This window comes from Embleya sp. NPDC005971, assembly GCF_040629175.1.
In the GTDB taxonomy this organism is placed as follows: domain Bacteria; phylum Actinomycetota; class Actinomycetes; order Streptomycetales; family Streptomycetaceae; genus Embleya.
In genome coordinates, this window is sequence record NZ_JBEXUX010000073.1 from 1 (window position 1) to 23,807 (window position 23,807).

Genomic DNA, 23,807 nt, shown 5'->3' on the forward strand with positions numbered 1-23,807 from the left:
GGGGGGGGCCCCCCCCCCCCCCCCACGGAACCCTCGACGCCGAATCAGTCGAGCGCCGCCACGCACAGCTCGGTCCACTCGTAGCTGTGGTGACCCGTGTCGCAACACATCATCGGTTCGAGGTCCTGCTGCTCATCGGTCTCCGGCAGTTCCTGAAGTTCCAGTACGGAGCTCTCCATGCCTCATCTCCCCTTTCCGGGGTCGCGGTCGTGCCCGGTGGCCGGTCGGTCGACCAGCCACGAACGAGGTCCGCCGTGTGTCAGGCGGAGCAGGAAATCCAGCACGCCCGCCATCCCGACGCCGTACGCCGCGCACATCTCGCGCAGCGTGTCGTCCGGGACCAGCCACCGACCCTGCCGATGGGCGGCGCGCACCGAGATGCAGCCGGCGAGCTCGTGCGCCCGGGAGCGGTGCCGCTCGTCCCCGGTGGCCGCGTACAGATCGAGCAGCAGCTCGGCGTTGCCGGCCACGCCGTGACACGAGCCCGGCCCGATCCGCCAACGGTCGGCGTACACCGCGTGGGCCGCCCCCTCGGCCAGGTCCAACCACCGGTCCGTGCCGGTGACCTGCCACAGCCGGATCAGGAACGTGCCGACACCGGAGGTGCCGTTGCACCAGAAGTCCAGTCCCGGCCGCTCGGCCCGCCCGGGGCCCTTCGGCCACATCACCACGCCCCCGCGCCGGTCGGCGATCGCCGCGAGCGCGTGTCCGCCGCCGAGCGCGACGTCGATCAGCTCGGGGCGGTCCAGGTCCCGGCCCGCCGCCAGCAGGAACGTCGCGTTGCCGGCCACCCCGTGCCCGAAGCCGTACAGCGCCGACCCGGCCAATTCGCCGCGCACCTGCGGACCCACCGGCCAGTCCACCCCGCCGTCGGCGGTCGCCAGCAACCGCAACACGGCGTCCGCGCACTCCCCGGCCCGCTCGGCGAACCGCCGGTCGCCGGTGGCGTGCCACAGGTGCAACTGGGCCGTGCCGGCACCGGCCAGACCGTGACACACATCGGGATTGCCGCCGGTCAGCGGGATGGCCAGGGCGTAGTCCGCCGCCCGCCGCGCCAACGTGTCGTCGGCCAGCGTCCGGGCCGCCTCGTACAGCGCCCAGGCGGTGCCGGAACGCCCGAAGTACAGCCCGGGCAACACCCGGTCCGGCCGGGTCAACCGGCGGTCGAGCCAGTCCGCGGCGGTCCGCAGCGCGGGCTCCGCGTCCCGTCGACCGCACCGCACCGCCCGGTCCAACACCGCAAGCACGCCGGCCGCGCCCAGTTGCACGTTGCACGGATCGCCGTCCGGCAACGCGCGCGGCGCGGCCCACAGCCGGTCCGCGTCCGGGTCCATCGTGTCCGCCAGGTGCCGCAACCCGTCCGTGAGCAACCGCTCCGGGTCGGCCGGCGCGGGCGGCCCGGCCCCGAGCCGGCGGGTCGGCTCGGGGCCGGCCCGCAGGAAGTCGGCGGCCTGTGCCAGGCTCCACCGCTCGCCCGCCTCGCCGGTGAGCCCGACGATCAGCGGCGCCAGTGCGCGCAACATCGGCAACCCGGGCGCGGCGGCGGCCACGATCGCGGCGATCCGCTCGCCGACCGGCCGCGCGGGCTCGGTCTCGGGGGCCAACACCGGGTTGATCCCGGCGCCGACCTGGAGCAGGGTCGCGCCCAGGCTGAAGCAGTCCGCCGCGAAGTCCGCCGCCGGGGCGACCCCGTCGGCTCCGGCCGAGCCCAGGTATTCGGGGGCGGTGAAGCCTCGGGTGCCGACCACCGGAACCCGGCTGCCGACCGGCACCGCGCTCTCCAGGTCCACCAACACCGGGCAATCCTTGGGCGTCATCATCACGTTGCCCGGCTTGAAGTCGCGCAGCACCAGGGACTCCGCGTGCACCTGGGCCAGCAACCGGGTGAGTTCGCGGGCCAGTTCCCAACCGGCCGCGACCGGGATCCGGCCGTCGTCGCCGTGTCGGCGCTCCAGCCGGGCCGAGGTCCATCGGGTCAGAGCGACGCCCTCGATCAGGTCCTCGACCAAGAAGACGTGGCCGCCGCTGTCGAATACCTCGCGCACCTCGGGCGCGATCCTTCGCGGCGCCAGGCGCGCCAACATCCGCGCCTCGTGCCGCAACCAGTCCCGCGCGTCGCGGCCGTCGGGCCCGGCCCCGACATGCGGACGGGCCTCCTTGATCAGGACCTGTTCGCCGGTGCGCTCGTCGCGCGCCCGGTAGACCCCGCCCCGGTTCGAGTGCCGGATCGCCTCACGGACCCGATACCGGCGCGCGAGCATCACCGCATCGCCGCGACGCCGCGCGAGCAGCGCCGTGGGCGGCACCGCCAACGGGTCCACCGCCCAGGGCGGCGGGGAGAACCAGGGCTCGCGGCGGTCGGTCTCCGACGTGCCGTCGGGTGCCTGCAATCGGCCCTCGTAGAACCCCTCGTCGTTGAGTTCGCGCGGGCGGGCGAAGCAGCCGAACCGGTAGTGCACCACGCTGCCCGGCCGGTAGCGCCGATCCGAGAGAATGGCCGGTCCCGGCAGGCCCTCGGTCGCCGCGTGCAACTCGGCGGCGAGCAGCACCAGTTGCTCGTCATCGGCAGGGTAGGCGGTGATGAACTTGCCGGACAGGGCCCGGGCCGCCCGGACCCCGTTCAACTCGGCGGCGATCCGCGGATCGGCCGCGAACTTGAACGCGCACCCGTGGGCGAGGAGCACCCGGACCGCGCGCTCCAACACGTCCGGCGCGGATCGGGCGGTGCACGACAGGTGCAACTTCCAACCCTGGCGCCGTCGTACGTGCCCGGGAGGCGACACCATGCACCAGGGATCGCCATGCCATACCCGCCATGAATCGATGCGGTTCGTCTCGGTCAGAACCCGGGAAACCAATAACCGGTAGCTCGACATCACCGGCCCAGCCTGCCACCGCGATCGGGCCCCGACCAGAGTCGAACCTCGATATATCACCCGATTGCCGTACGCACTACGCCGTCGATCGACGGCACGCCCTCCCGCCTCCGGGCCCACGCCCGCACCCACCGCCCACACCCGCCGCCGCGACCCGCCCGCACCCGCGTCGGCGCCGCGCTCATCCGTGCGTGGACATCCCCTCGGACACGAGCAGATGCACCAACGCGTCCCGACCGCCGAGCCGAAACGCCGCCCGCTGCCGATCGGCCCCCGCCCCCTCGCGCAGCAGTCGGTGCACGAGCGCGTCGATCTGCCGATCGTCCCCGGCGTCCGCGAGCGCCGGTGCGACGTAGTCCAGCAGGCGGCCGACCAGTTCACCGGCCTTGAGCCGACGCGGCGCGTGCGGGTCGATCAACGCGTCGGTCAGCCCGTGCCGCGCGGCGTACCACTGGGCCGCCGCGACGAATTCGGGGGCCGATCGGGGCGGTGGTTGACCGGCCGTCGCGTCCCGCAACACCGTGGTGACCAAGGCCCGGACGAGTCCGGCGAGCATCACCGCGTCCTCCACCCGCAGTTGCACGTCCATCGCGCGGATCTCGACCGTGGGGTAGCGCTCGGAGAGCCGGACCTGCCAGTAGACCCTGGCCCGGTCGCGCAGAATGCCGGCGGTCAGCAATTCCTCGATCCGGCGGTCGTAGTCGAGCGCGTCGACGAACTCCGGCGGCATGCCGCTGATCGACCAGCGGCCGAACACGATGGTGCGCCAACTCGCGAAGCCGGTGTCTCCGCCCTCCCACATCGGCGAGTTCGCGCCCATCGCCACCAACAGCGGCAACCACGGGCGCAGCCGATTGAGTACGATCACGCCCGCGTCCCGGTCCGGGACGCCGACGTGTACGTGCATCCCGTTGACGAACATCTCGTCGACCAGGCGTGGCGCGTCCGCGTGCAGCGCGTGATAGCGCACCCGGTCGGTGAGCGGGATCGGCGTTTCGGAGCGGAACGGCGCGGTACCGGAGGCGACGAGCCGGCATCCCGCCTGTTCGGCCGCCGCGGCGACCGAGTGGCGCAGCCGCAGCAGGTGTCCGCCCACCTCGTCGAGGGCCGCGCACACCGGCGTCGCCACCTCGACCTGCACCTGCATCAACTCGGGCTGGATCTCGCCGCCGGTCACCGCCGGTTGCAGGTTCGCCGCCGCCCGGACCGCCTCGGCGACCGGCATCGGCCGGCCGTCGGCGGGATCCACGAGCAGGTACTCCTCCTCGACCCCGAACGTGATCATGCCCGGTCACCGACCGCCGGCCCCGCACCGAACGCGGAACCGCGACATGTCCAACAAAATCCGGAAGCCGTCCCGTGCCCCGCGGTCGAACCGGATACCGGGGCCGGCACGGGCCCCGCAATCGCACGCACCATCGTGCACTCCCTGACGCCGTGTCCGGCGGCGAGGCGCCCGTCCCGAGCGGCGTCGCCGGCCCGAGGGCCTTCGGCCCACATGCCGAGGGGCGCCGCCCGGCGCGACGCCCCTCCGGCGGGATCACCGGGTCAGACCGGCGTCTCCTCGTCCGCCCGATCGCCGGATCCGGCCACGGGATGCATGGTCCGCTCGACCTCGCTCATGCACGGGACACAGAACGTCTCCCGTCGCCGGGTGCCGTCCACCTCCCGGCCGGCCGGCAAGGTCTCCCCGCACATGGCGATGTCCTCGCTCTCCATGGCGTGCCACACCACACTCTGTGCGTCCTGGACCGCTCTCATCACGTGCATGTCCGCTCCCGTGTCGTGAGATCCATCGACCTCACCATGTAATCCGCTGCCGGCCGACCCTGCACTCCCAGGGCCTCCCGCGCCCGGGTCGATCCGGCCCGGCCGGGCGTCCGAGCAGGGAGAATCCCCGGTCCGGCCCCTGGGCCGCGCGGGTGACACGGGAGATCGGCGGCGCGCCGGGGTCACCGGCGGCGGCCCGGCGGTGCGCGGGTCAGTCCGCCAGCAGCCCGGTGCGCAGGCCGGCCAGGGTGCGCCCGAGCAGTCGGGAGACGTGCATCTGGGACAGGCCGAGTCGCTCGGCGATCTGCGACTGGGTCAGTTCCCGGCCGAAGCGCAGCGCCAGAATGGTCCGCTCGCGTTCCGGCAGGGCGGCGATCAGCGGCTTGAGCGCGTGCAGGTCCTCGACCCGGGCGAATCCCGGATCGACGAACGAGGCCCGCGCGGCATGCGCCGGCAGGGGCCCGTCCTCGGAGGCGGGGGCGTCCAGCGACTCGGCGGTGTAGCCGGCCGCCGCGGTCAGGCCCTCGGTCACCCGGGCGACGTCCAGGCCCAGGCGCGCGGCGAGTTCGGCCGCACCGGGCTCGCGATCGTGCTCGGCGGTGAACGTGTCCCGGGCCTCGGCCAGTTCGATGCGCAGTTCCTGAAGTCGGCGCGGGACGTGCACGGCCCAGGTGTGGTCCCGGAAGAAGCGCTTGATCTCGCCGGAGATGGTGGGCACCGCGAAGGTGGGGAACTCGTACCCGAACGCCGGGTCGAAGCGGTCGATCGCCTTGATCAGGCCGATCGTGCCGACCTGCACGATCTCCTGGGTCTCCTCCCGGCGCGAGCGGTAGCGGGACGCCACGAAGCGCACCAGCGGGAGATTGAGTTCGATCAGGGTGTTGCGTACGTACTGGCGCTCGGACGTGCCCTCTTCCAGGGACTTCAGCCGATCGAAGAGCACCCTGGACATCGCCCGCGCGTCGCTTGCGGCCGATGGTCCGGCGGTGTCCTCCACGAGAGCGGTGTCGGCCGGGGAGTCGGTCGCGATACCAAAGGTCATGCCACGTCCTTCCGGTGCGTCTCGCGCGGTGGGTTGTCGCCGCCCCACCCGATTCATGCACCATACACACGTTCCATCGGCCGCCGATGGGGTGGGCGTGGCGGCGCTCAGAGTCGGATCAGGCCCGCGTCCGTCGGGCGGAAGCCGCACGCGTCGACGTAGAACCGGCGCAGCCCGTCGTCGAAGTCGACGTGCAGCCACTCGCACTTCGCGGCCCGGGCCTCGCGCACCGCCACCGCGATCAGCTCCGCGCCGATCCCGCTCCGCCGATTGCGCCGGGCCACCACGGTGTCCAGGACGAACGCGTGCACTCCCCCGTCCCAGGCCACGTTGACGAAGCCGACCAGGCGATCGTGCTGCCAGGCGCACACCCAGCCCAGGCTGTACCGCTGCAACTGGGCGCGCCAGTCGATCGGCAGCGGCGGGTGCTCGAATCCCTCGGCGTGCAGCGCGTTGACGGCGGCGTTGTCGAAGTCGCCCCGCCATTCGAAGGTAACCGTCATGCGGCAATCCTAGGAAGTGCCAAGGCCGTTACCGGTGCTCATCCGGCCCGGATCGCGGCACGGGAGGGAAATCCCGTGCCGCGCCGAACGGTTCGGACCGAGGCGCTCGGGCTACGGCGTGTTGCCCAGGGCCTGGCGCAGGGGCAGTGCGCCGGTGGCGATGTGGATCCCGCGGGACACGATCCGCGCGTTGGTCGAGTCCAGCAGCGACAGTTGGGACAGCGGCGCCGGTCCGTCGTCGTGCAGCGAACAGCACAGCAGCAACATCGTGCGCAACGCCCCCGGCGGGAACGGCGCGTCCGGCGCGGTGACCACCGCGCGCAGGGTGCGCCAGCGCACCGCCGCGTAGCGGCCGTCGTCGGACCAGTCCAGGCACACCGCGTACAACTCGGGACGGCGGACGAACGAGCCTTCCTCGGTGAGGATGTACGTGGTCGCCTGGGTCGAGTGGCTGCCCTCGGCGGCGCGGTAGAGCGCGGCCTCGACCACCTCCGAGGACATCGCCGGTACGGAGGCGCCGTCGTTGTGTCGGGCGGGGCGGGCCGCGACGCGGTCCACGCGGTGCTTGGCGTCGGCTCGGTTGCGCCGGCTGCTCGGGCGACGATCGGTGCTCATGAGACAACCCTTCGGGCCGGGTCCGGAGCCCACGTGTGGGCGGGAGCGAGCAAATGCGCCGGTTCCACCTGGAAAAGCTGGGCCAGGCGTTCCACATCGTTGAGGTCGAAGGGGAGTTCGCCGGTGAATCGGCGCCAGGCCCAGGACCGGCCGTGGCCCAGTGCCTCGCCGATGGCGCCGTCCGTGTAGCCGTCCCGCCGTGCGAGCATCCGCACGTTGCGCACCACGATCATCCGGATCGGTTCGTCGGTGTCCGGGTCCGGGTCGGGTATCGGCTCCGCCATTCTGGTCCCACGCACCCCAGGCGCAACATCTCTCATCCGGGCAGCGTAGATCGTCGATTGCGGGAGCGGTAGTGCGGGAGAGGGACAATCGTCCCTCCCTGCGGGAAAGTTGCCGCGTTGCCGAACGTGCGGCCGAGTCGAGATCGTGGGCGCGGGCCGGGTGCGCTCGGCGGCTCGGCCGACACGTCGGCCCACACGTCAGCCCGCGCGCCGGCCCTCGCCGGTGGCGGGCGGCGGGTTGCGCGCCGGGTTGTCGGCGCCCACCGTCCGGCGCGCGCTGGGTCCGGTGGCCGGGGGACGGACCGGCGCGTCGGACCGGGGGATCCCGGCCGCCGGAGGATCCACGGGTGGTTCGGGCGCCGACGGTGTCGCCGACGGGTGGGCGGGCGCGGACCCGGACACGCTCGGCGGCGTCGACACACCGATCGGCGGAGCGGGCACGGCGGGCGGCACCCGCACCGGGCGCGGGGCGTCCGACCCGCCGATCGAGCCGAGCAGCGCCCAACTCGCCGCCGCCGCGGCCACCGCCGCCATCGGCAGCGCCAGGCGCAGCGGGACGCGGCGCCCGCGCACCGGCCCGGCGGGCAGCGGCACGTCCCGGGTCCGGAGCGTCTCGGGTGTCACCGTGTCGGCCCGCCGGCCCATCCAGTCGCGCAGTTCGGCCTCCAACGCGGCATGTTCGGGCGTGCCCGACCGCAGGGGTTCCGCACCGTGTCGGGTCACGTGTCGTCCTCCATAAGCAACCGGTGCAGCGCGGTCAGCCCGCGGCTCGCGGTGGATTTCACCGTGCCGGACGGGATGCCCAGCGTGCCGGCGATCTCGGATTCGCTGAGGTTCTCCCAGTAGCGCAGCACCAGCACCTCGCGTTGGCGCCGGGTCAGTCGCCCCAGCGCGTGCCGCAACCGCCGGTCGCGTTCGGCCCGCAGCGCGTCGTCCTCGGGCGAGGCCACCGGCGGCGGCACCGGCGGGATCCAGGCCCGGGCGGTCCGTCGTCTGCGCAGCACCGATCGGGCGCCGTTGACCACGCAGCGCCGCAGGTAGGCGGGTGGGTCGTCGAGTTCGCCCAGGCCCGCGCCGTAGCGGCGGAAGGCGGCCGTGAACGCCTCCTGCACGACGTCCTCGGCGGTCTCCTGGTCGTCCACCAGCAGCGTGGCCAGGCGCACCAGGCGGATCCGGTGCGCGTGGTAGAGCTGCGTCATGGTCGGCGGCGGCTCGCCGGCCGCCCGGGTCCGACGTCGGAACAGACCGAACGCACGCCGGCGCGGCGGCGCGGCCTCGACGGGCGGCGCCGGGTGGGCCGGGCTCGGGTCGTGCTGGACCCGGACGTGGGAATCCTGGATGGCGGTGAACTCCTCGGGTGCGTACCGATGGGGCGCGGTGCCGTGGGCCGGTGGTCTCGGTGGGCGCCGCGGCCGGCCGGTGTATCGGGGACGTCGACGTGCCCGATACACCGGCCGGTTCCGGGCTTCGGATCAGGCCGCGGTACGCCCGCGACGTCGGCCGAACACGATGGCGCCGCCGCCGAGCAGGAGCAGCCCCGCGGCGCCGCCTACGTACAGCGCGGTCTTGTCGTCACCGCCGGTCTCGGCCAGGCGCGGCGGCGCGGTCGGCGAGCCGGGCCGCGCGCCGGGCGGCGAGACGGCCGGGTCGCTGCCGGCGGGTCGCCCCTCGTCGGTCGGCGGCCGAGACGGGTTGCCCGGTCGGGCGGTCGGGGGTACGGACGGCGAATCCGGACGGTTGGCCGCGGGCGCCCCGGGGTCGGCGGGCGGGGTCGGCGTCGAGGCGCGGGGCTGACCAGGCGCGGTGGACGGGGCGACCCGGCCGTCCGAGGCGCGGGCCGAGCCGGCCGGCGCGCCGTCTGCGGCCAGCGCCGGGCTCGGCGCCACCAGCACGGCCGAAGCCGCCAGGACGAGGCCGGCGCCGAGGACACGGCCGACCAGGACCCGGGACCGGCCGCCGTGCGGCGCGGCCGTCGTGCGGCGCGGGGGACGCGGGGAGGGAATGAACACCGTTCTCCTTGTGGGGCATCGAACGGACCACCGGGCTTCCGGAGGCCGCCACCATCGAGTGACGGACATCCAGACGCGCGGCCACGTGCCGGGTTCCCGATCCGGGAGAACTTTTTTCACCGGGCTCGAAATCGCCGAGCCGCGAACCCCGGCGGCAACCCCGGCCGCGAACCGGGCAGGGACCGCCACCGCGTCGCGGGTGGCGCACCTTCATACCGAGACGGGTATAACGAACCGCGAATTCGGCATTTGTATGTGATGTCTCCCGGGGTCAGGATCCATGTTAACGCGCTGTGAACATCGGCCGCCGCAACGGCTTTGCGGAGTGTCCACCCGCCCCCGAGTGAATAGGTCACCCATGCGTAATTCGGCTCCGACAAAGAGCGTGGACGACGGCGGAAAGGCCGCACGCAGAACGGCCGTCGCGACATTGGCCGGCACCACCCTGGAGTGGTACGACTTCTTTCTCTACGGCACGGCCGCCGCACTCATCTTCGACAAACAATTCTTCCCGTCCCTGAGCCCGGCGGCGGGCACGCTGGCCTCCTTCGGCACGCTCGCGGTGGGATTCGTCGCCCGACCCTTGGGCGGTCTGGTCTTCGGCCATTTCGGCGACCGTATCGGCCGCAAGGCGACCCTGGTGGTGTCGCTGCTGCTGATGGGCATCGGCTCGACCCTGATCGGCGTCATTCCCAATTACGACACGATCGGCTATTGGGCACCGGTCCTGCTCGTACTGCTGCGCATCGTCCAGGGCATCGGACTCGGTGGCGAGGGCGCCGGCGCGACGCTGATGTCCATGGAGCACGCGCCCGCCGGAAAACGTAACCTGTACGCGGGATTTCCGCAGATGGGGACGCCTGCGGGGCTGGTTCTGGCCAACCTGGTGTTCCTCGCCGTCAGCACCGGGATGAGCGATCACGCGTTCACCGGGTGGGGCTGGCGCATCCCGTTCCTGATGAGTTTCATCCTGGTCGCGGCGGGCCTGGTGATCCGCCTGCGGGTCACCGAATCCCCCTCCTTCAACGAGGCACGCGAACAGGACCACGTGGTCCGTTTCCCACTCGCCGAGGCATTCAAGGTCGGCTTCCCTCGACTCGGTCTCACCCTGCTGGCCGTGGTCGCCAATTCGGCCGTCGCCTATGTCTTCATGGTGTTCACGCTGTCCTACGGCACCAAACACCTCGACTACGGAAAGCGCTTTTTGATCCTGAGCATCTCGGCCGCCGCCGTGCTCTGGTTCGCGAGTATTCCGCTGTGGACCCGAATTGCCGACCGATACGGCCGGCGCACCATGTTCATCGGCGGTTCGGCCGCGATCCTGGTCTGGTGTATCGCCTTCTTCCCGTTGTTGAACACCGGGAATTCGGCGCTCGCCGTTCTGGCCCTCGCCGGCATGGGGCTCATCATTCCGGTCACGCACTGTGTACAGGGCGGCATCATCGCCGACACGTTCCCGGTGCATGTGCGCTACTCGGGGTCCTCGCTGGTCCTGCAACTCGGCGCGGTACTGGGTGGCGGGCTGGCACCGACGATCTCCACCGCGCTGTTGAACTCCGGCGACTCCTCGACCGGGGTCACCTGGTACCTGGTGGCGATGTGCACGATCAGCCTGGTCGGCGCGATCGCCCTGTTCCGGGTGGTCCCGGAGGGCGTGCCGGAACCGGCCCTCCATCCCGCGCCGGCTGCCGCTGCGAAGGCGTGAACCCGGCCGGCGAAATCGCCGTCGCCCCGGCGGCCGCTCGGGTCAGGAGCGGCCGCGGGGCTTGCCGCGCTTGCCGCCCTTGCCCGCGCCGGGGCCGCCGCGGGCACCCTTCCCGGCCGACCCGCCGGCCGCGCCGGGCTTGCGCCTGGCTCCGGAGGCGTCGGGGCGCTGGGACTTGGCCTTCGGCTGTGGCGGAGTCGGGGTCCGGCCGCGCGAGCTGTTGACCGTGCGGCCCCGGACGATCCCGATGAACTCCTCCACCAGGTCGGTGGTCCGGGCCTCCGGCCAGGCCAGCGCGACGCGCGATTCGGGCGCGTCGGTCACCGGCCGGTAGGTGAGGTCCTTGCGGTGGTGCAGACGGGCGAGCGACTGCGGGACGACGAGCAGACCCACCCCGGCCGCCACCAGTTCGACCGCGTCCTCGGTGCTCGCGGGCCGCTCCTTCGCGGGCTCCCCCGGGCGCTGCGCCCACTCCAGGGTGTCGTCGAGCGGATGCAGGACCACGGCGTCGGCCAGGTCCTCGGCGACCACCTCGTCCACTCCCGCGACGTCGTGGTCCTTGGGCACCACGACCACCGTGGTCTCGGTGTACAGCGGGATCGCGCTCAGGTCGGTCCGCTCGATCGGCAGCCGCACCAACCCCGCGTCGGCCTCGCCCGCGCGCAGCAGGTCGGCCGCGTCGGCGGCGGACACCGCGATCAGGGTCAACGGGACGTCGGGCAGCCGCTCGTTCCAGACCCGCACCCATTTGGTGGGGGTCACCCCCGGAACGTACGCGAGCCGGAACGGGGTGGGTACTTCCGAGCCTGTCACCACGTCAGGCTACCGGCCATGATCGGAGGCACCGCACACGGTCGCTACTCTGGACACCATGACGTCGCACAAGACCACCCAGACGATGAAGCCCGCGACCGCGGCGAAGAAGCTGGGCGTGTACCTCCAGGCCACCCCCGCCGAGTTCCAAGAGGGTGTCGTCTCCCGCGACGAGTTGAACGCGCTGCAGGCCGACCCGCCCGAGTGGCTGCAGGAACTGCGCCGCAACGGCCCGCACCCGCGACCCGTCGTCGCGAACAAGCTCGGCGTCTCCATCGCCGGCCTCGCTCGCGGCGGCATCACCGACGCCCTCACCACCGAGCAGATCGACGCGCTGAAGGAAGACGGTCCGGAGTGGCTGCGCCAGGAGCGCGCCACCCAGGCCGAGGTCCGGAAGGAAACGATCCGGATCAAGGAGAAGAACCAGGAGAAGAGCGCGGAGCAGAGCGCCGAGAAGAGCGAGAAGCGCCCCGCGAAGGCGCGCCGACCGCGCTCCTGACCCGCCGTCCGGCGGTCGCCCCGAAGACCGGGCGACCGCCGTTCGTGTGTCAGCCCTCGGCCGGCAGGCCCGCAGCCGCCAACAGGTAGGCGGTCATCGGCGCGTAGTCCCGGGCGTCCACGACGTGGTCGTCCAGCGGGACGGTGACCGTGACGGAGCCCTCGGCCTCGCCGAGGAACAGGGCCGGGTCGTTGCAGTCGGCGAACGCGACCGTGGGAATGCCGTATTGCCCCGCGCGACCGGCCCAGCCGTGGTCGGCGACGACCAGCTCGGGCCGGGGCCGCCCGGCCGCGTCGAGGGCGTCCAGGATCGCGCTCATCGGCTGCGGCGCGTGTGTGTGCCACAGCGTGGCACCGCGCTCCAGCACCGCCACGTCGCCGAACTGCCGCACGCTGCCGCTGGTTTCGTCGTCGCCCTCGGTGGTGTGCAGCCCGCGTGGGATGTCCAGGATCTCGGCGCCGGCCGCGCGCAGTGCCCGGCCGACGGCCCGGTGTACGTCCAGCAGGCCGCCGGGGTGTCCGGTCGCGAGCAACACCCGCAGCCGACGGGCGGCGGCGTCGCGCAGGACGGCGGCCATCCGGTCGAGCCCGGCCAGCGTGAGCAGTGGGTCGATGGTGTCCTGGCCGAAGTGGTGCTCGGGGTCGGGATGTACCCCCGCCCGCTCGACCATCACGGCGAGCACGTCCTCCTGGGTCCAGCGATCGCCCAGTTCCAGGCCCAGCCAGAAGCGCCGGTTGCCCTTCACCAGTTCGGCGTAGTGCCGCAGATTGACCTCCCGGGGGGTGGCCACCGGGCCGGAGATGCGCGTGGCCACCAGATGCCGAAGCAACTCGTCGCGGGACGGGGGGATGTTCGGCTTCGTCATGTCGACCATTGTGCCTACCCGCGCAGCGCACCGGAGCCTCGGGCTCGGCTCGTTCACCAGCGCTAAATCCCGCCATAAGCCGGCCGATTCGACACGTTCTCCTTTTGTTGTCCACCGTGGAGACTATTGGCGCGGTAACGACGACCCACCCGCCTCATCCGCACCGAGGCGTGGTGGACGCCGACCGCGAACGACGGTAGGACGCAAGGTTCGTGTACTGATCTGCCCGCCTTTTTTGCAGGAAGGATCGATATGAGCCCCGTAACGATGGAGATCCGCGACGCCGGTCCGCTCGACGTCGAGGTCGAGGAGGAAGTGGTCGAGTTCGAGGACGAATCGAACCCGGACCGCCGGATCGAGGCGTGTCTGCCCGAGCCCTGGCCGACCGCGACGACCCGCGTCGGCTGCGACTTCAAGTCCTGACCGGACGGACGGCCTGACCCGACGGGCGGCTCGGCTCGACGAACCGGGTCGGGCCTGCGGATCCGGACGGCTCGCTCGTCCGTAGGCACCCGGCACGCACGGCCCGATCGGAACCGCTCGACCCGATCGGGCCCGCGCCCCCGCCGGTGCCGCCCCGGCAGCCGCCCACCCCGGTGCCCCGGCCGCGCCGCCCGGTGACCGCAACGGATCGAGCGAACGGCACGAGCGGGAGGGGGCATGGTGCGTTCGATCCCGAACGGATCCGCACAGGAGCTGCGCAACCGGTTGCACACGCTGGTGGCCGGGCACGACCGCCGTTGCCGTGCGGACGACGTCTGGCTGCACCTGTTCGACCCGCGCATGCCCACGCTCGACCACGGTTGGAAACTGCACGTCTCGGCCCGCCCCGAGGATTTCCCCCGGACGCTGGACCTGCTGGTCCCGGTGCTGCTGCGCTACCGCTGCCTGGCCAAGTTCGCGGCCGGCACCGCCGTTCTGGAGGAACTGAACGCCGGCGTACGCGGCCCGGCCGTGGTCGGCAAGGCGGTCACCGTCTATCCACGCACCGAGGATGTCGCTGCCCTGGGCCGGGAACTGGCCGACGTACTGACCGGTCACGGCGGCCCGCGTGTGCTCAGCGACCGCCGGGTCCGACCCGACGCGCCCGTCTACTACCGCTACGGCCCCTTCCGGGTGCTCGGCGTCGGCGCCGCCGAATCGGTGATGATCGGCCCCGACGGGCAGCGCTTCCCCGGCCGGGCGAGCATCCGCTACCGCCAACCCCCGTGGGCGGCCGACCCGTTCGGTGCCCCCGCTCCCACGCCGGGGCGACCCGCCCGCCTGGTCGGCGGTCGATATCGGCTCACCGCGGGCATCGCCCGTTCCCCGCACGGGGACGTCTACCGCGCGCTGGACACCACGACCGGCGAGCGGGTGGTGATCAAACAGGCCAGGGCGTACGCGGGCGAGGACGGCGACGGGGTGGACGCCCGAGGCCGGTTGCGGCACGAGCACGCGGTGCTGGCGGCCCTGGCCGGGTCGGACGGTGTGCCCCGGGTGCTCGACCACCTGCGGCACGGCGAGGACGAGTACCTGGTCACCACCGACTGCGGCCCGCAGGACCTGCGCCGCGACGTGTCGGCGCACGGCCCCTACCCGGGCGACGCGCAACCCGGGCGCCGGGTGAGTGTGCTGGCCCGCCGCCTGCTCGCGATCCTGGACGGGATGCATGCGCTGGGGGTGGTGATGCGCGACCTCAAACCGGGCAACGTGGTGCTCGACACGGACGGCACCTGCAAGCTGGTCGACTTCGGCATCAGCGCGCTGGGCGCGGTCCGCCCGGCCGGCGGCACCCCCGGGTACACCCTGGCGACGGGCTCGGGCGAGGACCCGCCCGATCCCGCGGACGACCTGTACGCGCTGGGCGCGACGCTGTACTACGCGCTGACCGGCATGGATCCGGTGATCGTCGACCCCGACCCGGCCATCGCCCGGGACCGCACGCTGGCCTGCCTCGCCGCCGCGCTGCCGGATGCCGCGCACCGGCCGGTCCGGGCCCTGGTCGCCGGGTTGCTCGACCTCGATCGTGCGGAGCGGATCGGCTGCGCCCGGCGCCTGCGGGCCGGCCTGCCCGAACCGCCGCGCGCCCGCCGGTTGCCGACCCCGCCCCGGATCACCGCCGGCCTCCTGGACGACGTGATCGACCACACCGTGGGCGACTGCGTACGCACCGCCGCCGACCTGCCCGCCGGATCCGGCCCACGGCCGGGATCGACGCTGACGCTCTACGCGGGCGCCGCCGGAGTGGGCCTGGAACTGCTGCACCACCTCGACCGGCCGGGCGTGCCGAAAGCGGTCGTCGAGTTGGCCCGGCGCACCGCCGCCCATCCCGAACTGGGCGCGCTCCCGGGCGCGTTGTACACCGGGCGCACCGGGGTCGAGCTGTTCCTGCGCGCCGCCGCCACGCTGCCGGGCGGCGACGTCGTACCACCGGTGTTCCCGAGCGAGCCGCTGCCGTACGACGACACCGGCGACCAGATCGGCGGCGCGGCGGGCACCGGCACCGGCCATCTCCTCCTGGCCCGCCAGGCACACGCGGCCGGGCACGCCGAACAAGCCGCCGCGCATCTGGCCGCCGCGGCCGCCTGCGCCGGGGAACTCCTGGACCGGCGCGCCGACCCGGAACACGCCGAACTCGACCTACCGCCGGCCTCCTCGCGTGCGGCCTACGTCCACGGTTACGCCCACGGCAGCGCCGGCATCGTGCATTTCCTGCACGCCTGCCGGGACCTTCCGGGCCACGCCGATCCGGTGTTCGCCCGCGCCGCTCGCGGGGGTCTGGATCGACTCGTCGCGCTGACACCGGAGTTGCTGGCCTCGGCGGCCCGCCCGGACGCCGCCCGGCACTTCGGGTCCTGGTGTCGGGGCATGGCCGGGATCGGCACCGTGCTGATCGCGGCGGGCGCACCCGCGCAGGATCCGGAACTGCTCGAACTCGGCCTGCGCTGCGCCCGGTTGTGCCATGTGCTCGCCCCGAGAATGAGCCTGGTGTCGCAGTGCTGCGGCCTGTCCGGAGTCGGCGAACTGCTCGTGGACGCCGCGCTCGCCACCGGTGACGACGAGCACTGGCGGGCCGCCGAGGACGTGGTGGCGCTGATCCTGGCGCGCAGCGGCGGCACGGTACGGCGCCCGTTGTTCCCGGACAACACCCTCGCCGGCACCGATCCCGGCTGGGCCACGGGCGGCAGCGGCGTGCTGTCCCTGCTGCGTCGCGTACGGGACCGGGGCGGCGAACGCCTGGTCGCACCGCCCGAGGCCGTCGACCGGAAGGTCTACGTGCCGGGGACCCAGTAGGCGTGCACCTCGGTGACCTGCGGCGGGGTCCCGCTCTGCGGGAAGCCCAGCTCCTCGGCCGCCGGCCTCAGGAGAGCGCTGAAGGCATCCATCGCCGCCTGCGACTCCCACAGGTCGATGACCCGTACGCCGTCGCCGGTCGCGATCGCCACGTGCGCCAGGCAACCCGGCGCCGGGATCTCGCCGGACCGCACCCGCGCGGAAAGCTTGTCGTACTGTTCCTTGCCGACCCCCGCCAGATCGACCTGCATGAGAATGGCCATGACGGTCCTCCAGACGCGCCGCTGTCACCGATGCCACCGGTCGCAAGGCATCACTTCCATCCTGGCCCGTCCCCCAACGCCCGCAACCGGGGTCCCTGTCCTTCTCCCGCCCGGCGACCGTCGGCGAGCGGGATCAGCCGGGATCAGAAACGCATGAGCGCCTGTTGCGCGGCGGCAAGGACGGCTTGACGGGCCTGTTCGAGCTGGTCCGGGGTTTCGTGTCGGCGGACGGCCTCGGTCAGCACGCGCGCCGTCCGGGTGACCTCGGGCGGTCCCTCCAACTGCACGGCGGCGAACGCACGTTGCAGGGTGGGGAGGTCCTGGGGAGTCCCGGTGCCGGCACGTTGCGCCAGGATCGCTGTCTCCGCGGCCTCCAGGAATCGCACGTAGGTCTGGCGACGCAGGTCCAGGAGCCGCTCGACGCGCTGCTCGTCGAGCGTGGTGCGCACAGTGTCCAGGAGTGCGTCCGCCTGCCGATTGCCCGCGTGCCGGGCCGCATCGGCCTGGCGGATTCCGGCGCTGCGGGCGAACCAGCCGGTGATCAGGCCACCGGCGAGCGCCGATCCTGCTGCGATCAGCGCGATTCCCCACTCACTCATGAACCACATTGTGCACACGGGCATCGACACCCGCAGGCGGATGCGAGGATGCTCACGCGGGCTCCGCCTCCCGGTGCCCGGTTCCGAGTTCGACGGCGAGGCGCTCGCCGCGATCAAGCAGCGGCGGGCCGGAAGGCCCCCTGGGAGCGAGCGCCGGCGTGCTCGTACAGCCTGGTCCTGGGCACCGGCGCCCGCACCCTGCTCGTGCTCACCTCCACCTGGGGTCCGCAGTCGCTGCTCCGCCGCCGCCCCGGCCTGCCCGCCGAGTTGGCTGCCGAACTCCCGTATGGCACCTACCAGTTGGCCCTGATCGTGCACCCCAACGAGCGCAGCCGGATCGGCACGTTCGACCTGGAGGAGCAACTCGCCGCCGCACTCGACGCCGGGATGATCCTGGCCGCGCCGCACGAGGAGTGGGCCGCGCTGCTGGTCGCCGCCGACGCGGTGATCACCGACCACGGCTCGACCGCGCTGTACGCGGCGGCCCTGGATCGGCCGATCATCCGCGCCCACGACGGCGGCGACGAGCTGATCCCCGGCAGCCCGATGGCCGAACTGCTGGCCCACAGCCCGCAGTTGGCCGACCCTGGCGGGATAGGCGCGCTGCTGGCCACGCACCGTCCCGGCACGGTCCGCGCCTTCGCGGCGGCCGCGTTCGCCGAGCAGGGCCACGCGTTGGAGCGGCTGCGTGGCGAGTTGTACCGGCTGCTCGACCTCACACCGCCGTCCGGGCCCGCCACCGCCCGCGTGTTGCCGGTCCCCGCCGCGCCGCTGCGCACCCCCGCCGCCTTCGCGGTCCGCGCCCGCCTCGGCGACCACGAGGTGCACGTCGAGCGCCGCCCCACCCACGGCACGATGCCCGCGCAACACATCGCCGCCGAATACGGCCCGGCCGGCATCCGCCACCTGCAGAGCGCCGCACTCGTCTACCGCCGCCACACCCGACCCGCGCAGGCCGCCGGCCACCACCTCGACTGGACCCCGGCCGACTGGACCGCCCGAATCCTGGCCGACCTCCCCGGTTGCCGCACGGCCGCGGTGATCCTGTCCCCGTCACACTGCGTCGTCCGCACCCGCGCCGGCGCCCTGCTCACCGCGCACCTCGAACCACACCGAGAACACGGCCGAGTGCACCACCCGGACCCGGCCGCCGTCCTCGGCGCCACCCACGCATGGCTGGCCCGACACCCCGACCTCCCGGCAACCATCGCCTGCCTGATCGGCGACCACACCTTCCGCGTGCACCTCACGCCCACCGAACCGAGCGAGCCACAAGCCCCATTCGGGAACCTGCCCGACGGACCTTGACGGCCCGCGCCGCCGCCGGATCGGGGTGCTGGCACCACCTCGACCGGCCGGGTGGCACGCTCGTTGCCGCCGGTCGCATCCGGACATGCTGGGTCCGGCAGACAACGCTGGTTCCCCAAAGATTCGGTAGGAGTTCGGCTCGTGCGAGAGCAGTCGTGGCAGAGGTTTCGTTTTTCCGGACGGCCGCAGGGCGGCGGGCGCAGAGCGCTGCCGGCCGTGACCGCGGTGGCCGTGGGTGTCCTGGCGATGAGCGTCCTCGTACCGCCCTCGGCGTCGGCCGGCTCCCGGCCGGACGCCGTCCAGCGGGGTCTGAGCGCACTCCTGCGTTCCGACGACCTGCCCGCCGGACTGGCGAGCGTCAAGGACCGTGACGGCCACACCCGCACCTACACCGCAGGCGTCGGCGATACGGCCACCGGCTCGAAGGTGCCCAAGGACGGCCAGGTGCGCATCGGCAGCAACACCAAGGCATTCACCGCGGTGCTCGTACTGCAACTGGTCGGCGAAGGCCGGATCGACCTCGACGCCTACATCGACACCTACCTGCCCGGCCTGGTCCGCGGCGAGGGTATCGACGGACGCCACATCACCGTGCGCCACCTCCTCCAGCAGACCAGCGGACTGCCCAACTACACCAACCACCTCGGGGACGAGGTCCGCTACTTCGAACCCCGCGAACTCGTGGACATCGCCCTGCAACACCCGGCCGACTTCGACCCTGGGAAAAAATGGGCATACAGCAATACCAATTACGTACTGGCCGGCATGATCGTCGAGAAGATCACCGGCCGACCCCTCGCCCAGGAGATGGACCGGCGCATCATCAAGCGCATCGGGCTGCGCCACACCTACTTCCCCGCCCCCGGTGACGCGACCATCCGCGAGCCGCACCCCAAGGGCTACGACCGGGCATCGCCCGACGCGCCGCCGATCGACGTCACCGAGATCGATCCCTCCTGGGGCTGGGCGGCAGGTGCCCTGGTCTCCACCAACACCGACCTCAACCGGTTCTACGGCGCGCTCCTGGCCGGTCGTCTCCTCCCGCCGGCCCAGCTCGCCCAGATGCGCACCACCGTCGCCGGGGCCGAGGGCACCTTCGGCCCCGGTGCCCGCTACGGGCTGGGACTGGTGAGCAGGCCGCTGCCGTGCAACGGGCTCTACTGGGGCCACGGCGGCAGTTTCCCCGGCTACGAGACCCGGGGCGGGGCCACCGACGACGGCCGCGCGGCCAATGTCGCGGTCACCATGCAGCTCGGCAACGAGGCGGCCCGGGACCGGGTCGACCAGGTCGTGTTCACGGCCCTGTGCCGCTGATTCACCCCCGTCGGGATCCGTCCGGCCGCGTGCCTCCGCGCACCCGGCCGGACGGATCCTCGTCGTCGGCCCACTACTCGGCCGAACAGGACGCCCGAAGCCCCGGCCATCCGCCCGTGCCCGGCGCGCACCGGCCGAAGCCCCGGCCCACCCGCCCGTCCCCGGCACGCAGCGTCCGAAGCCTCCGCCCCCACTGCCTCGCACGCAGCACCCGGAGCCTCAGTCCACCGGCCCCTCCCCCGCCCGCAGCGCCCGGGCCGCCTCGCGGTGCTCGTCCGCCTCGACCCGGTGCCCGGCCGCCTCGGCGGAGTCGGCCAGCGCGTCCAGGATCCGGGCCTCCTCGGCACGGGCGCCCCGCGCCCGCGCACTCGCCAGCGCCGCCACGTACAACGCACGCGCCTCGCCCGCGCGCCCGAGGGTGTCCAACACGGTGCCCAGCGCGAATCCGGTGCGGGCGGTCATCCGTTCCCGGCCCAGCTCGCCCGCCGCCGCGTGGGCACGCTCGAACAACTCGGCCGCGCGCCGCGATTCGCCCAGCGCCGCCGCGGCCTCGCCCAGGCGGTACGTCATCAACATCGCGCCGTACGGGTTGTCGATCGCCCGGTGCACCTCGCGGGCCGCCTCGAAATCCGCCGCCGCACTCGCCCAATCCCCGCGCGCCGCCCGCAACATGCCGCGAAACTCCACGGTCGACGCGCCGAGCTTGCGGTCCGCCGCCGTCGCCGCGCCCAGCGCCGCCACCGTGCCCAGCGCCCGCTCCAGTTCGTCCCCGGCCGCCGCGAAGTCCCCCTGTTCCCACAATGGACGGGCCAGTTGGCAGCGCATCCGCGCCGCGGCGCGAGGATGGCCGGCCCGCTGCGCGGCGGCCACGCCGGTGCGGAAGGCGTCCAGCACGTCGGCGTAGTGCCGGTGGTCGAGGAAGTGTGTCCACAACGGCTCGCACAGGCCCCACGCCTCGGCGTCGAGACCGTGCGCGTACGCCATCCGCACGCACCCGTACAGCGCGTGCCGCTCCGTCTCCAGCCAGCGCGCGGCCCGCGCCTTGTCCGCGAACACCACGTCGGGCGCCTCCGGTAACGCGGGCACCCGCTCGGCCAGCGTCATCCGGGCGCCCGCCGCCGTCGCGTCCGCGAGTTGCGCCTGCCGCAGGTACCAACGCACGATCCGGCGTTGCCCGTCGGTGGTTTCCGCCGCGCTGCCGTCCCGTTCGGCCCGCCGCCGGGCGTGCGCGCGCAACAGCTCCGGCAACCGCCGGTATTCGTCCCGGGCGTCCACCAGGCCCGCCGTCTCCAACTCCTCAAGCGCGTCCAGGCCGGCGTCCAGGCCCCGGCCGAGCAGGGCCACCGCGGTCTCCGGGGTGAACTCCGGGCCGGGGGCGCCGCCGAGCAACCGGTACAACCGGGCACCGTCCGGCCCGAGTTCGCGGTAGGCCGCATCCCACACCGCCTCGACCACCGGAAGTCCCTTCTCGTGCAGCTCGGCGGTCAGCTCGGCGAGCAGCCGCGACAGCGAGCGCAACCGATGCCGGCGCATCCAACGGGCCGCCACGTGCAGCGCCGCGGGCAACCCGGAGCACAACCGCAGCAACCCGTGGGCGGCCTCCGGTTCGGCGGCCAGTCTCGGGTCCGCGACCATGCGTTCGAGCAGTTCCATCGCGTGTTCGTCGTCCAGCGGACGCAGCGACAGCTCGACCGCGGCACCGTGCTCCAGGTCGTGGAGGGGCCCGTGGCTGACCACGATCACGATGCCCGCGCCGGAGGCGGGCAACAGCGGCACCACCTCGCTCCCGTAGCGGGCGTTGTCCACCACGACCACGACCCGCTTGCCGTCGGTCCGCGTCCAGTACTGCTTGCAGCGGGCCCGGAACGTCTGTTCGACGAACTCCGCGGGCACCCCGAGCGAGCGCAGCAACTCGCCCAACGCGTCGGCTACTTCGACCACGCCGTCGCGCCGGAGGTCGTCCAGGTCCAGGTACAGCACCTCGTCGGCGGGGTCCTGCCGCAGTCTGCGGGCGATCCGGAAGGCGAGTTCGGTGCGCCCGGCCCCGGCCGGCCCGCTCAGCGCGACGCACAGCGGGCGGGAGTGTCCGCGCCACTCGGCGGCGGCTCGGAAGACCCGGGCCAGTTCGGGCTCCCGGTCCACGAAGTGGGCCGTCTCCGGCGGGATTTGATATGCCATGGGAGCTGACTCCGATGCCTCGTGCCGGTCCGGCCGGCATGCCCGCGGAGCCCTGGCCGCGACCGACCCCGTCCCCCGCACCCTCGCACACCACAGACCCCCGTGTGGGCGGATCGACACCGAACCGACGCGCCCACCGGCCCGCCGCCACGCACTCGCCCACGCGCGTCCGGATGATCGCGATATTGCCCCGGGCGCGTGGTGTGCTCGTCCGGAACAGGGCATACAAGGGAAATCCGCCCCACGAGGGCCCGCGAACCGGGAGAGAAGGGAGTCGCATGCCGTCGGACGTCGATCTCGCCGCGGCGCTGTCCAGGGTCAAGGAGAGCGAGACCTCGCTGGTCGCCCAGGTCCTGCGCACCACCGTGGCCGCGGTGACCTCCTACGTCACCGCGTTGGCCCTGACCGGCCCCGATCCACAGCCGATCCTGGCCCCGCTCACCGCGCTCCTGGTCGTCCAGGTCACCTCGTACGCGACCTTCACCACGGGTGTGCAGCGGGTGGCCAGCGTGGTGTCGGGGGTGCTGATCGCGGTGTTGTTCAGCGAGGCGGTCGGGCTCAACTGGTGGAGCCTGACCCTGCTGCTGTTGGCCTCGCTCGGCCTGGGCCATCTGATCCGGCTCGGCGACTCGATCAACGAGGTGGCGATCAGCGCGATGATCGTGCTCGGCGTCAGCCAGGTCGGGGACACCGCGTGGGACCGGGTCGCGGAAACCCTGGTCGGCGCGGCCGTCGGCATGATGTTCTCCCTGATCCTGGCGCCACCCGTGCACGTGCGGCCCGCGAACGAGGCGGTGATGTCCGCGTTCACCGCGCTGACCCGGCTCCTGGACACGATGGCCGGGGAACTGGAGGCCGACGTCGGCCACGACCGCGCGCACGGCTGGCTGGAGGAGGCCCGCCGGATCGACCGGGACATCGTGCGGGTGGACGCGACGCTGTCCACCGCCGAGGAGGGCACCCGGCTCAACCCGCGCGGCCGGCGGGCCACGGGGCGGGTGCTCGCGCTGCGCAGCGGCCTGGACACCGCCGAGATCAGCGCGGTGGCGCTGCGCATGGTGTGCCGGGCACTGAGCGGGCTGTACGCGCGGGGCGAGCGCGGCGAACCGGCGTACACCGAGATCCCGCCGGCCACCGAGCAGTCGCTGCGCAGCCTGTTCCGCTCGCTGGCCGCGCTGTTCGCCGCGTACGGCCACCTGGTCGTGCTGCACGGCCAGGATCGCCCCGAGGACTCCGCCCGGGCCGAGAACACGCTGCGCGAACGGCTGGCCGAGGCGGATGTGGACCGCTCGCGCACCGAGGCGATCCTGCTCGCCGACTCGATCGAGAACCCGGACCGCTGGGAGTTGTACGGCACCCTGCTGACCGCGGTCGACAAGCTCGTCGACGAGACCCGGCCCGCGGGCACCCCGGGCGACCTGGCGCAGCGGATCGACGAGCGCCGCCGGCGCCTGGCCGAGGACCGTCGCCTGCGGGCCGCGGTGATCCGTCCCGCACCGGTGCTGCGGGACCGCCTCCGCCGGGTGGTCGCCCCCACCGACCGCCTCCTGCGCGTCCCCCGCCGCCTGCACCGCCACACCCTGCGCCGCCGCCGCTGACCGACCGAGGGCCGGCCGGTGCGTGAGTCTCGCACCGGCCGGCCCTGGATCGGGCCTGAGCTCACCCCCGTGTACGAGCTCATGCCGAGCGGTCGGGTGCCGGGGATCCGGGGTGGACCGGCGAACCGCTGTGCGTCCAGCCAAGCAGCCGGGGCCCGCGAGGGCATCCCGTCCCGGGTGGAGGGGCGGGTCGAACCGACGCGGTAGTCGGGGCGAGCGGGTCAACCGTCGGAGTACGCGGATGCGGGCGGCGCCGGGGGCCGGTGCCCACGTACCCTGTGAGCCCCGAA

The 23,807-nt window shown here is 73.2% G+C and carries 23 protein-coding genes; 7 read left to right on the forward strand and 16 right to left on the reverse strand.

Annotated features, from left to right (window positions below; translation table 11 throughout):
- Positions 1-44 precede the first annotated feature (44 nt).
- From ABZ374_RS40105 to ABZ374_RS40155, 11 genes are all read right to left on the reverse strand, one after another.
- Positions 45-179: a hypothetical protein gene (locus ABZ374_RS40105; RefSeq protein ID WP_360321648.1), complete on the reverse strand. Its 135-nt coding sequence runs from the start codon at positions 177-179 to the stop codon at positions 45-47.
- A gap of 3 nt (positions 180-182) precedes the next feature.
- Positions 183-2,786 (reverse strand): class IV lanthionine synthetase LanL, encoded by a 2,604-nt coding sequence (gene lanL, locus ABZ374_RS40110; protein WP_360321651.1) that lies wholly within the window; start codon positions 2,784-2,786, stop codon positions 183-185.
- Positions 2,787-3,057: 271 nt separating this feature from the next.
- The gene (locus ABZ374_RS40115) at positions 3,058-4,161 is read right to left on the reverse strand and encodes a glutamate--cysteine ligase (protein WP_360321654.1); all 1,104 of its coding nucleotides are present in this window, start codon (positions 4,159-4,161) and stop codon (positions 3,058-3,060) included.
- A 263-nt stretch (positions 4,162-4,424) separates the two neighbouring features.
- Entirely contained in the window at positions 4,425-4,646 is a 222-nt protein-coding gene (locus ABZ374_RS40120) for a hypothetical protein (protein ID WP_360321657.1), read from the reverse strand.
- A gap of 211 nt (positions 4,647-4,857) precedes the next feature.
- Positions 4,858-5,688, reverse strand: coding sequence for a SigB/SigF/SigG family RNA polymerase sigma factor (locus tag ABZ374_RS40125; RefSeq protein ID WP_360321660.1), 831 nt, complete (start codon positions 5,686-5,688; stop codon positions 4,858-4,860).
- A 107-nt stretch (positions 5,689-5,795) separates the two neighbouring features.
- Positions 5,796-6,191 carry a GNAT family N-acetyltransferase gene (locus ABZ374_RS40130; protein WP_360321663.1) on the reverse strand — a complete coding sequence of 132 codons (396 nt, stop codon included), beginning with the start codon at positions 6,189-6,191 and terminating at the stop codon, positions 5,796-5,798.
- 111 nt (positions 6,192-6,302) lie between these two features.
- Positions 6,303-6,806 (reverse strand): hypothetical protein, encoded by a 504-nt coding sequence (locus tag ABZ374_RS40135; RefSeq protein WP_360321666.1) that lies wholly within the window; start codon positions 6,804-6,806, stop codon positions 6,303-6,305.
- The gene (locus ABZ374_RS40140) at positions 6,803-7,090 is read right to left on the reverse strand and encodes a helix-turn-helix domain-containing protein (protein WP_360321673.1); all 288 of its coding nucleotides are present in this window, start codon (positions 7,088-7,090) and stop codon (positions 6,803-6,805) included. Before ABZ374_RS40140 ends, ABZ374_RS40135 begins: the two co-directional genes overlap by 4 nt.
- A 198-nt stretch (positions 7,091-7,288) precedes the next feature.
- Positions 7,289-7,813: a hypothetical protein gene (locus ABZ374_RS40145; RefSeq protein ID WP_360321676.1), complete on the reverse strand. Its 525-nt coding sequence runs from the start codon at positions 7,811-7,813 to the stop codon at positions 7,289-7,291.
- Positions 7,810-8,289: a SigE family RNA polymerase sigma factor gene (locus ABZ374_RS40150; protein ID WP_360321679.1), complete on the reverse strand. Its 480-nt coding sequence runs from the start codon at positions 8,287-8,289 to the stop codon at positions 7,810-7,812. The genes ABZ374_RS40145 and ABZ374_RS40150 overlap by 4 nt, the downstream gene beginning before the upstream one ends.
- Positions 8,290-8,562: 273 nt before the next feature.
- On the reverse strand, positions 8,563-9,099 hold the full coding sequence (locus ABZ374_RS40155) for an LAETG motif-containing sortase-dependent surface protein (RefSeq protein ID WP_360321682.1): 537 nt from the start codon (positions 9,097-9,099) through the stop codon (positions 8,563-8,565).
- A 358-nt stretch (positions 9,100-9,457) separates the two neighbouring features.
- On the opposite strand from ABZ374_RS40155, the gene ABZ374_RS40160 reads away from it, so the two are divergent.
- Positions 9,458-10,804, forward strand: a complete 1,347-nt coding sequence (locus tag ABZ374_RS40160) for an MFS transporter (protein ID WP_360321685.1) — start codon at positions 9,458-9,460, stop codon at positions 10,802-10,804.
- A 42-nt stretch (positions 10,805-10,846) separates the two neighbouring features.
- Here the strand turns inward: ABZ374_RS40160 and ABZ374_RS40165 are convergent, their stop codons facing one another.
- Positions 10,847-11,617, reverse strand: coding sequence for a LysR family substrate-binding domain-containing protein (locus ABZ374_RS40165; protein ID WP_360321688.1), 771 nt, complete (start codon positions 11,615-11,617; stop codon positions 10,847-10,849).
- Between the two features lie 58 nt (positions 11,618-11,675).
- On the opposite strand from ABZ374_RS40165, the gene ABZ374_RS40170 reads away from it, so the two are divergent.
- On the forward strand, positions 11,676-12,116 hold the full coding sequence (locus ABZ374_RS40170; protein WP_360321691.1) for a DUF5997 family protein: 441 nt from the start codon (positions 11,676-11,678) through the stop codon (positions 12,114-12,116).
- Between the two features lie 49 nt (positions 12,117-12,165).
- On the opposite strand, the gene ABZ374_RS40175 is transcribed toward ABZ374_RS40170, so the two are convergent.
- Positions 12,166-12,981 carry a phosphatase gene (locus ABZ374_RS40175; protein WP_360321694.1) on the reverse strand — a complete coding sequence of 272 codons (816 nt, stop codon included), beginning with the start codon at positions 12,979-12,981 and terminating at the stop codon, positions 12,166-12,168.
- 252 nt (positions 12,982-13,233) lie between these two features.
- On the opposite strand from ABZ374_RS40175, the gene ABZ374_RS40180 reads away from it, so the two are divergent.
- Both ABZ374_RS40180 and lanL (ABZ374_RS40185) read left to right on the forward strand, forming a co-directional pair.
- A complete protein-coding gene (locus ABZ374_RS40180; RefSeq protein ID WP_360321697.1) occupies positions 13,234-13,404 on the forward strand; it encodes an SflA family class IV lanthipeptide in 171 nt (56 codons plus the stop codon).
- Between the two features lie 237 nt (positions 13,405-13,641).
- A complete protein-coding gene (lanL, locus tag ABZ374_RS40185; protein WP_360321700.1) occupies positions 13,642-16,257 on the forward strand; it encodes a class IV lanthionine synthetase LanL in 2,616 nt (871 codons plus the stop codon).
- On the opposite strand, the gene ABZ374_RS40190 is transcribed toward lanL (ABZ374_RS40185), so the two are convergent.
- Together ABZ374_RS40190 and ABZ374_RS40195 are read right to left on the reverse strand one after the other, a co-directional pair.
- A complete protein-coding gene (locus ABZ374_RS40190) occupies positions 16,236-16,520 on the reverse strand; it encodes a hypothetical protein (protein WP_360321703.1) in 285 nt (94 codons plus the stop codon). The genes lanL (ABZ374_RS40185) and ABZ374_RS40190 overlap by 22 nt on opposite strands.
- 143 nt (positions 16,521-16,663) lie before the next feature.
- The gene (locus ABZ374_RS40195) at positions 16,664-17,119 is read right to left on the reverse strand and encodes a hypothetical protein (protein ID WP_360321706.1); all 456 of its coding nucleotides are present in this window, start codon (positions 17,117-17,119) and stop codon (positions 16,664-16,666) included.
- Between the two features lie 204 nt (positions 17,120-17,323).
- Here ABZ374_RS40195 and ABZ374_RS40200 point away from each other — a divergent pair, with 204 nt between their 5' ends.
- Entirely contained in the window at positions 17,324-18,427 is a 1,104-nt protein-coding gene (locus ABZ374_RS40200; protein ID WP_360321709.1) for a hypothetical protein, read from the forward strand.
- Positions 18,428-18,568: 141 nt separating this feature from the next.
- Complete coding sequence (locus ABZ374_RS40205) at positions 18,569-19,741, forward strand: serine hydrolase domain-containing protein (RefSeq protein ID WP_360321712.1); 1,173 nt, start codon at positions 18,569-18,571, stop codon at positions 19,739-19,741.
- 219 nt (positions 19,742-19,960) lie between these two features.
- On the opposite strand, the gene ABZ374_RS40210 is transcribed toward ABZ374_RS40205, so the two are convergent.
- Positions 19,961-21,919: an AAA family ATPase gene (locus ABZ374_RS40210; protein WP_360321715.1), complete on the reverse strand. Its 1,959-nt coding sequence runs from the start codon at positions 21,917-21,919 to the stop codon at positions 19,961-19,963.
- Positions 21,920-22,197: 278 nt separating this feature from the next.
- Here ABZ374_RS40210 and ABZ374_RS40215 point away from each other — a divergent pair, with 278 nt between their 5' ends.
- Positions 22,198-23,517, forward strand: coding sequence for an aromatic acid exporter family protein (locus ABZ374_RS40215; RefSeq protein WP_360321718.1), 1,320 nt, complete (start codon positions 22,198-22,200; stop codon positions 23,515-23,517).
- Positions 23,518-23,807: the final 290 nt, after the last annotated feature.

What these genes read in the sequence shown, in the direction of transcription:
- ABZ374_RS40175 (WP_360321694.1), bottom strand. Translation starts at nt 12,981, where the DNA reads ATGACGAAGCCGAACATCCCCCCGTCCCGCGACGAGTTGCTTCGGCAT.
- ABZ374_RS40120 (WP_360321657.1), bottom strand. Translation starts at nt 4,646, where the DNA reads ATGCACGTGATGAGAGCGGTCCAGGACGCACAGAGTGTGGTGTGGCAC.
- ABZ374_RS40160 (WP_360321685.1), top strand. Translation starts at nt 9,458, where the DNA reads ATGCGTAATTCGGCTCCGACAAAGAGCGTGGACGACGGCGGAAAGGCC.
- ABZ374_RS40170 (WP_360321691.1), top strand. Translation starts at nt 11,676, where the DNA reads ATGACGTCGCACAAGACCACCCAGACGATGAAGCCCGCGACCGCGGCG.
- ABZ374_RS40140 (WP_360321673.1), bottom strand. Translation starts at nt 7,090, where the DNA reads ATGGCGGAGCCGATACCCGACCCGGACCCGGACACCGACGAACCGATC.
- lanL (WP_360321700.1), top strand. Translation starts at nt 13,642, where the DNA reads ATGGTGCGTTCGATCCCGAACGGATCCGCACAGGAGCTGCGCAACCGG.
- ABZ374_RS40210 (WP_360321715.1), bottom strand. Translation starts at nt 21,919, where the DNA reads ATGGCATATCAAATCCCGCCGGAGACGGCCCACTTCGTGGACCGGGAG.
- ABZ374_RS40115 (WP_360321654.1), bottom strand. Translation starts at nt 4,161, where the DNA reads ATGATCACGTTCGGGGTCGAGGAGGAGTACCTGCTCGTGGATCCCGCC.
- ABZ374_RS40130 (WP_360321663.1), bottom strand. Translation starts at nt 6,191, where the DNA reads ATGACGGTTACCTTCGAATGGCGGGGCGACTTCGACAACGCCGCCGTC.
- ABZ374_RS40215 (WP_360321718.1), top strand. Translation starts at nt 22,198, where the DNA reads ATGCCGTCGGACGTCGATCTCGCCGCGGCGCTGTCCAGGGTCAAGGAG.
- lanL (WP_360321651.1), bottom strand. Translation starts at nt 2,786, where the DNA reads ATGGTGTCGCCTCCCGGGCACGTACGACGGCGCCAGGGTTGGAAGTTG.
- ABZ374_RS40180 (WP_360321697.1), top strand. Translation starts at nt 13,234, where the DNA reads ATGAGCCCCGTAACGATGGAGATCCGCGACGCCGGTCCGCTCGACGTC.
- ABZ374_RS40105 (WP_360321648.1), bottom strand. Translation starts at nt 179, where the DNA reads ATGGAGAGCTCCGTACTGGAACTTCAGGAACTGCCGGAGACCGATGAG.
- ABZ374_RS40150 (WP_360321679.1), bottom strand. Translation starts at nt 8,289, where the DNA reads ATGACGCAGCTCTACCACGCGCACCGGATCCGCCTGGTGCGCCTGGCC.
- ABZ374_RS40125 (WP_360321660.1), bottom strand. Translation starts at nt 5,688, where the DNA reads ATGACCTTTGGTATCGCGACCGACTCCCCGGCCGACACCGCTCTCGTG.
- ABZ374_RS40190 (WP_360321703.1), bottom strand. Translation starts at nt 16,520, where the DNA reads ATGGCCATTCTCATGCAGGTCGATCTGGCGGGGGTCGGCAAGGAACAG.
- ABZ374_RS40135 (WP_360321666.1), bottom strand. Translation starts at nt 6,806, where the DNA reads ATGAGCACCGATCGTCGCCCGAGCAGCCGGCGCAACCGAGCCGACGCC.
- ABZ374_RS40195 (WP_360321706.1), bottom strand. Translation starts at nt 17,119, where the DNA reads ATGAGTGAGTGGGGAATCGCGCTGATCGCAGCAGGATCGGCGCTCGCC.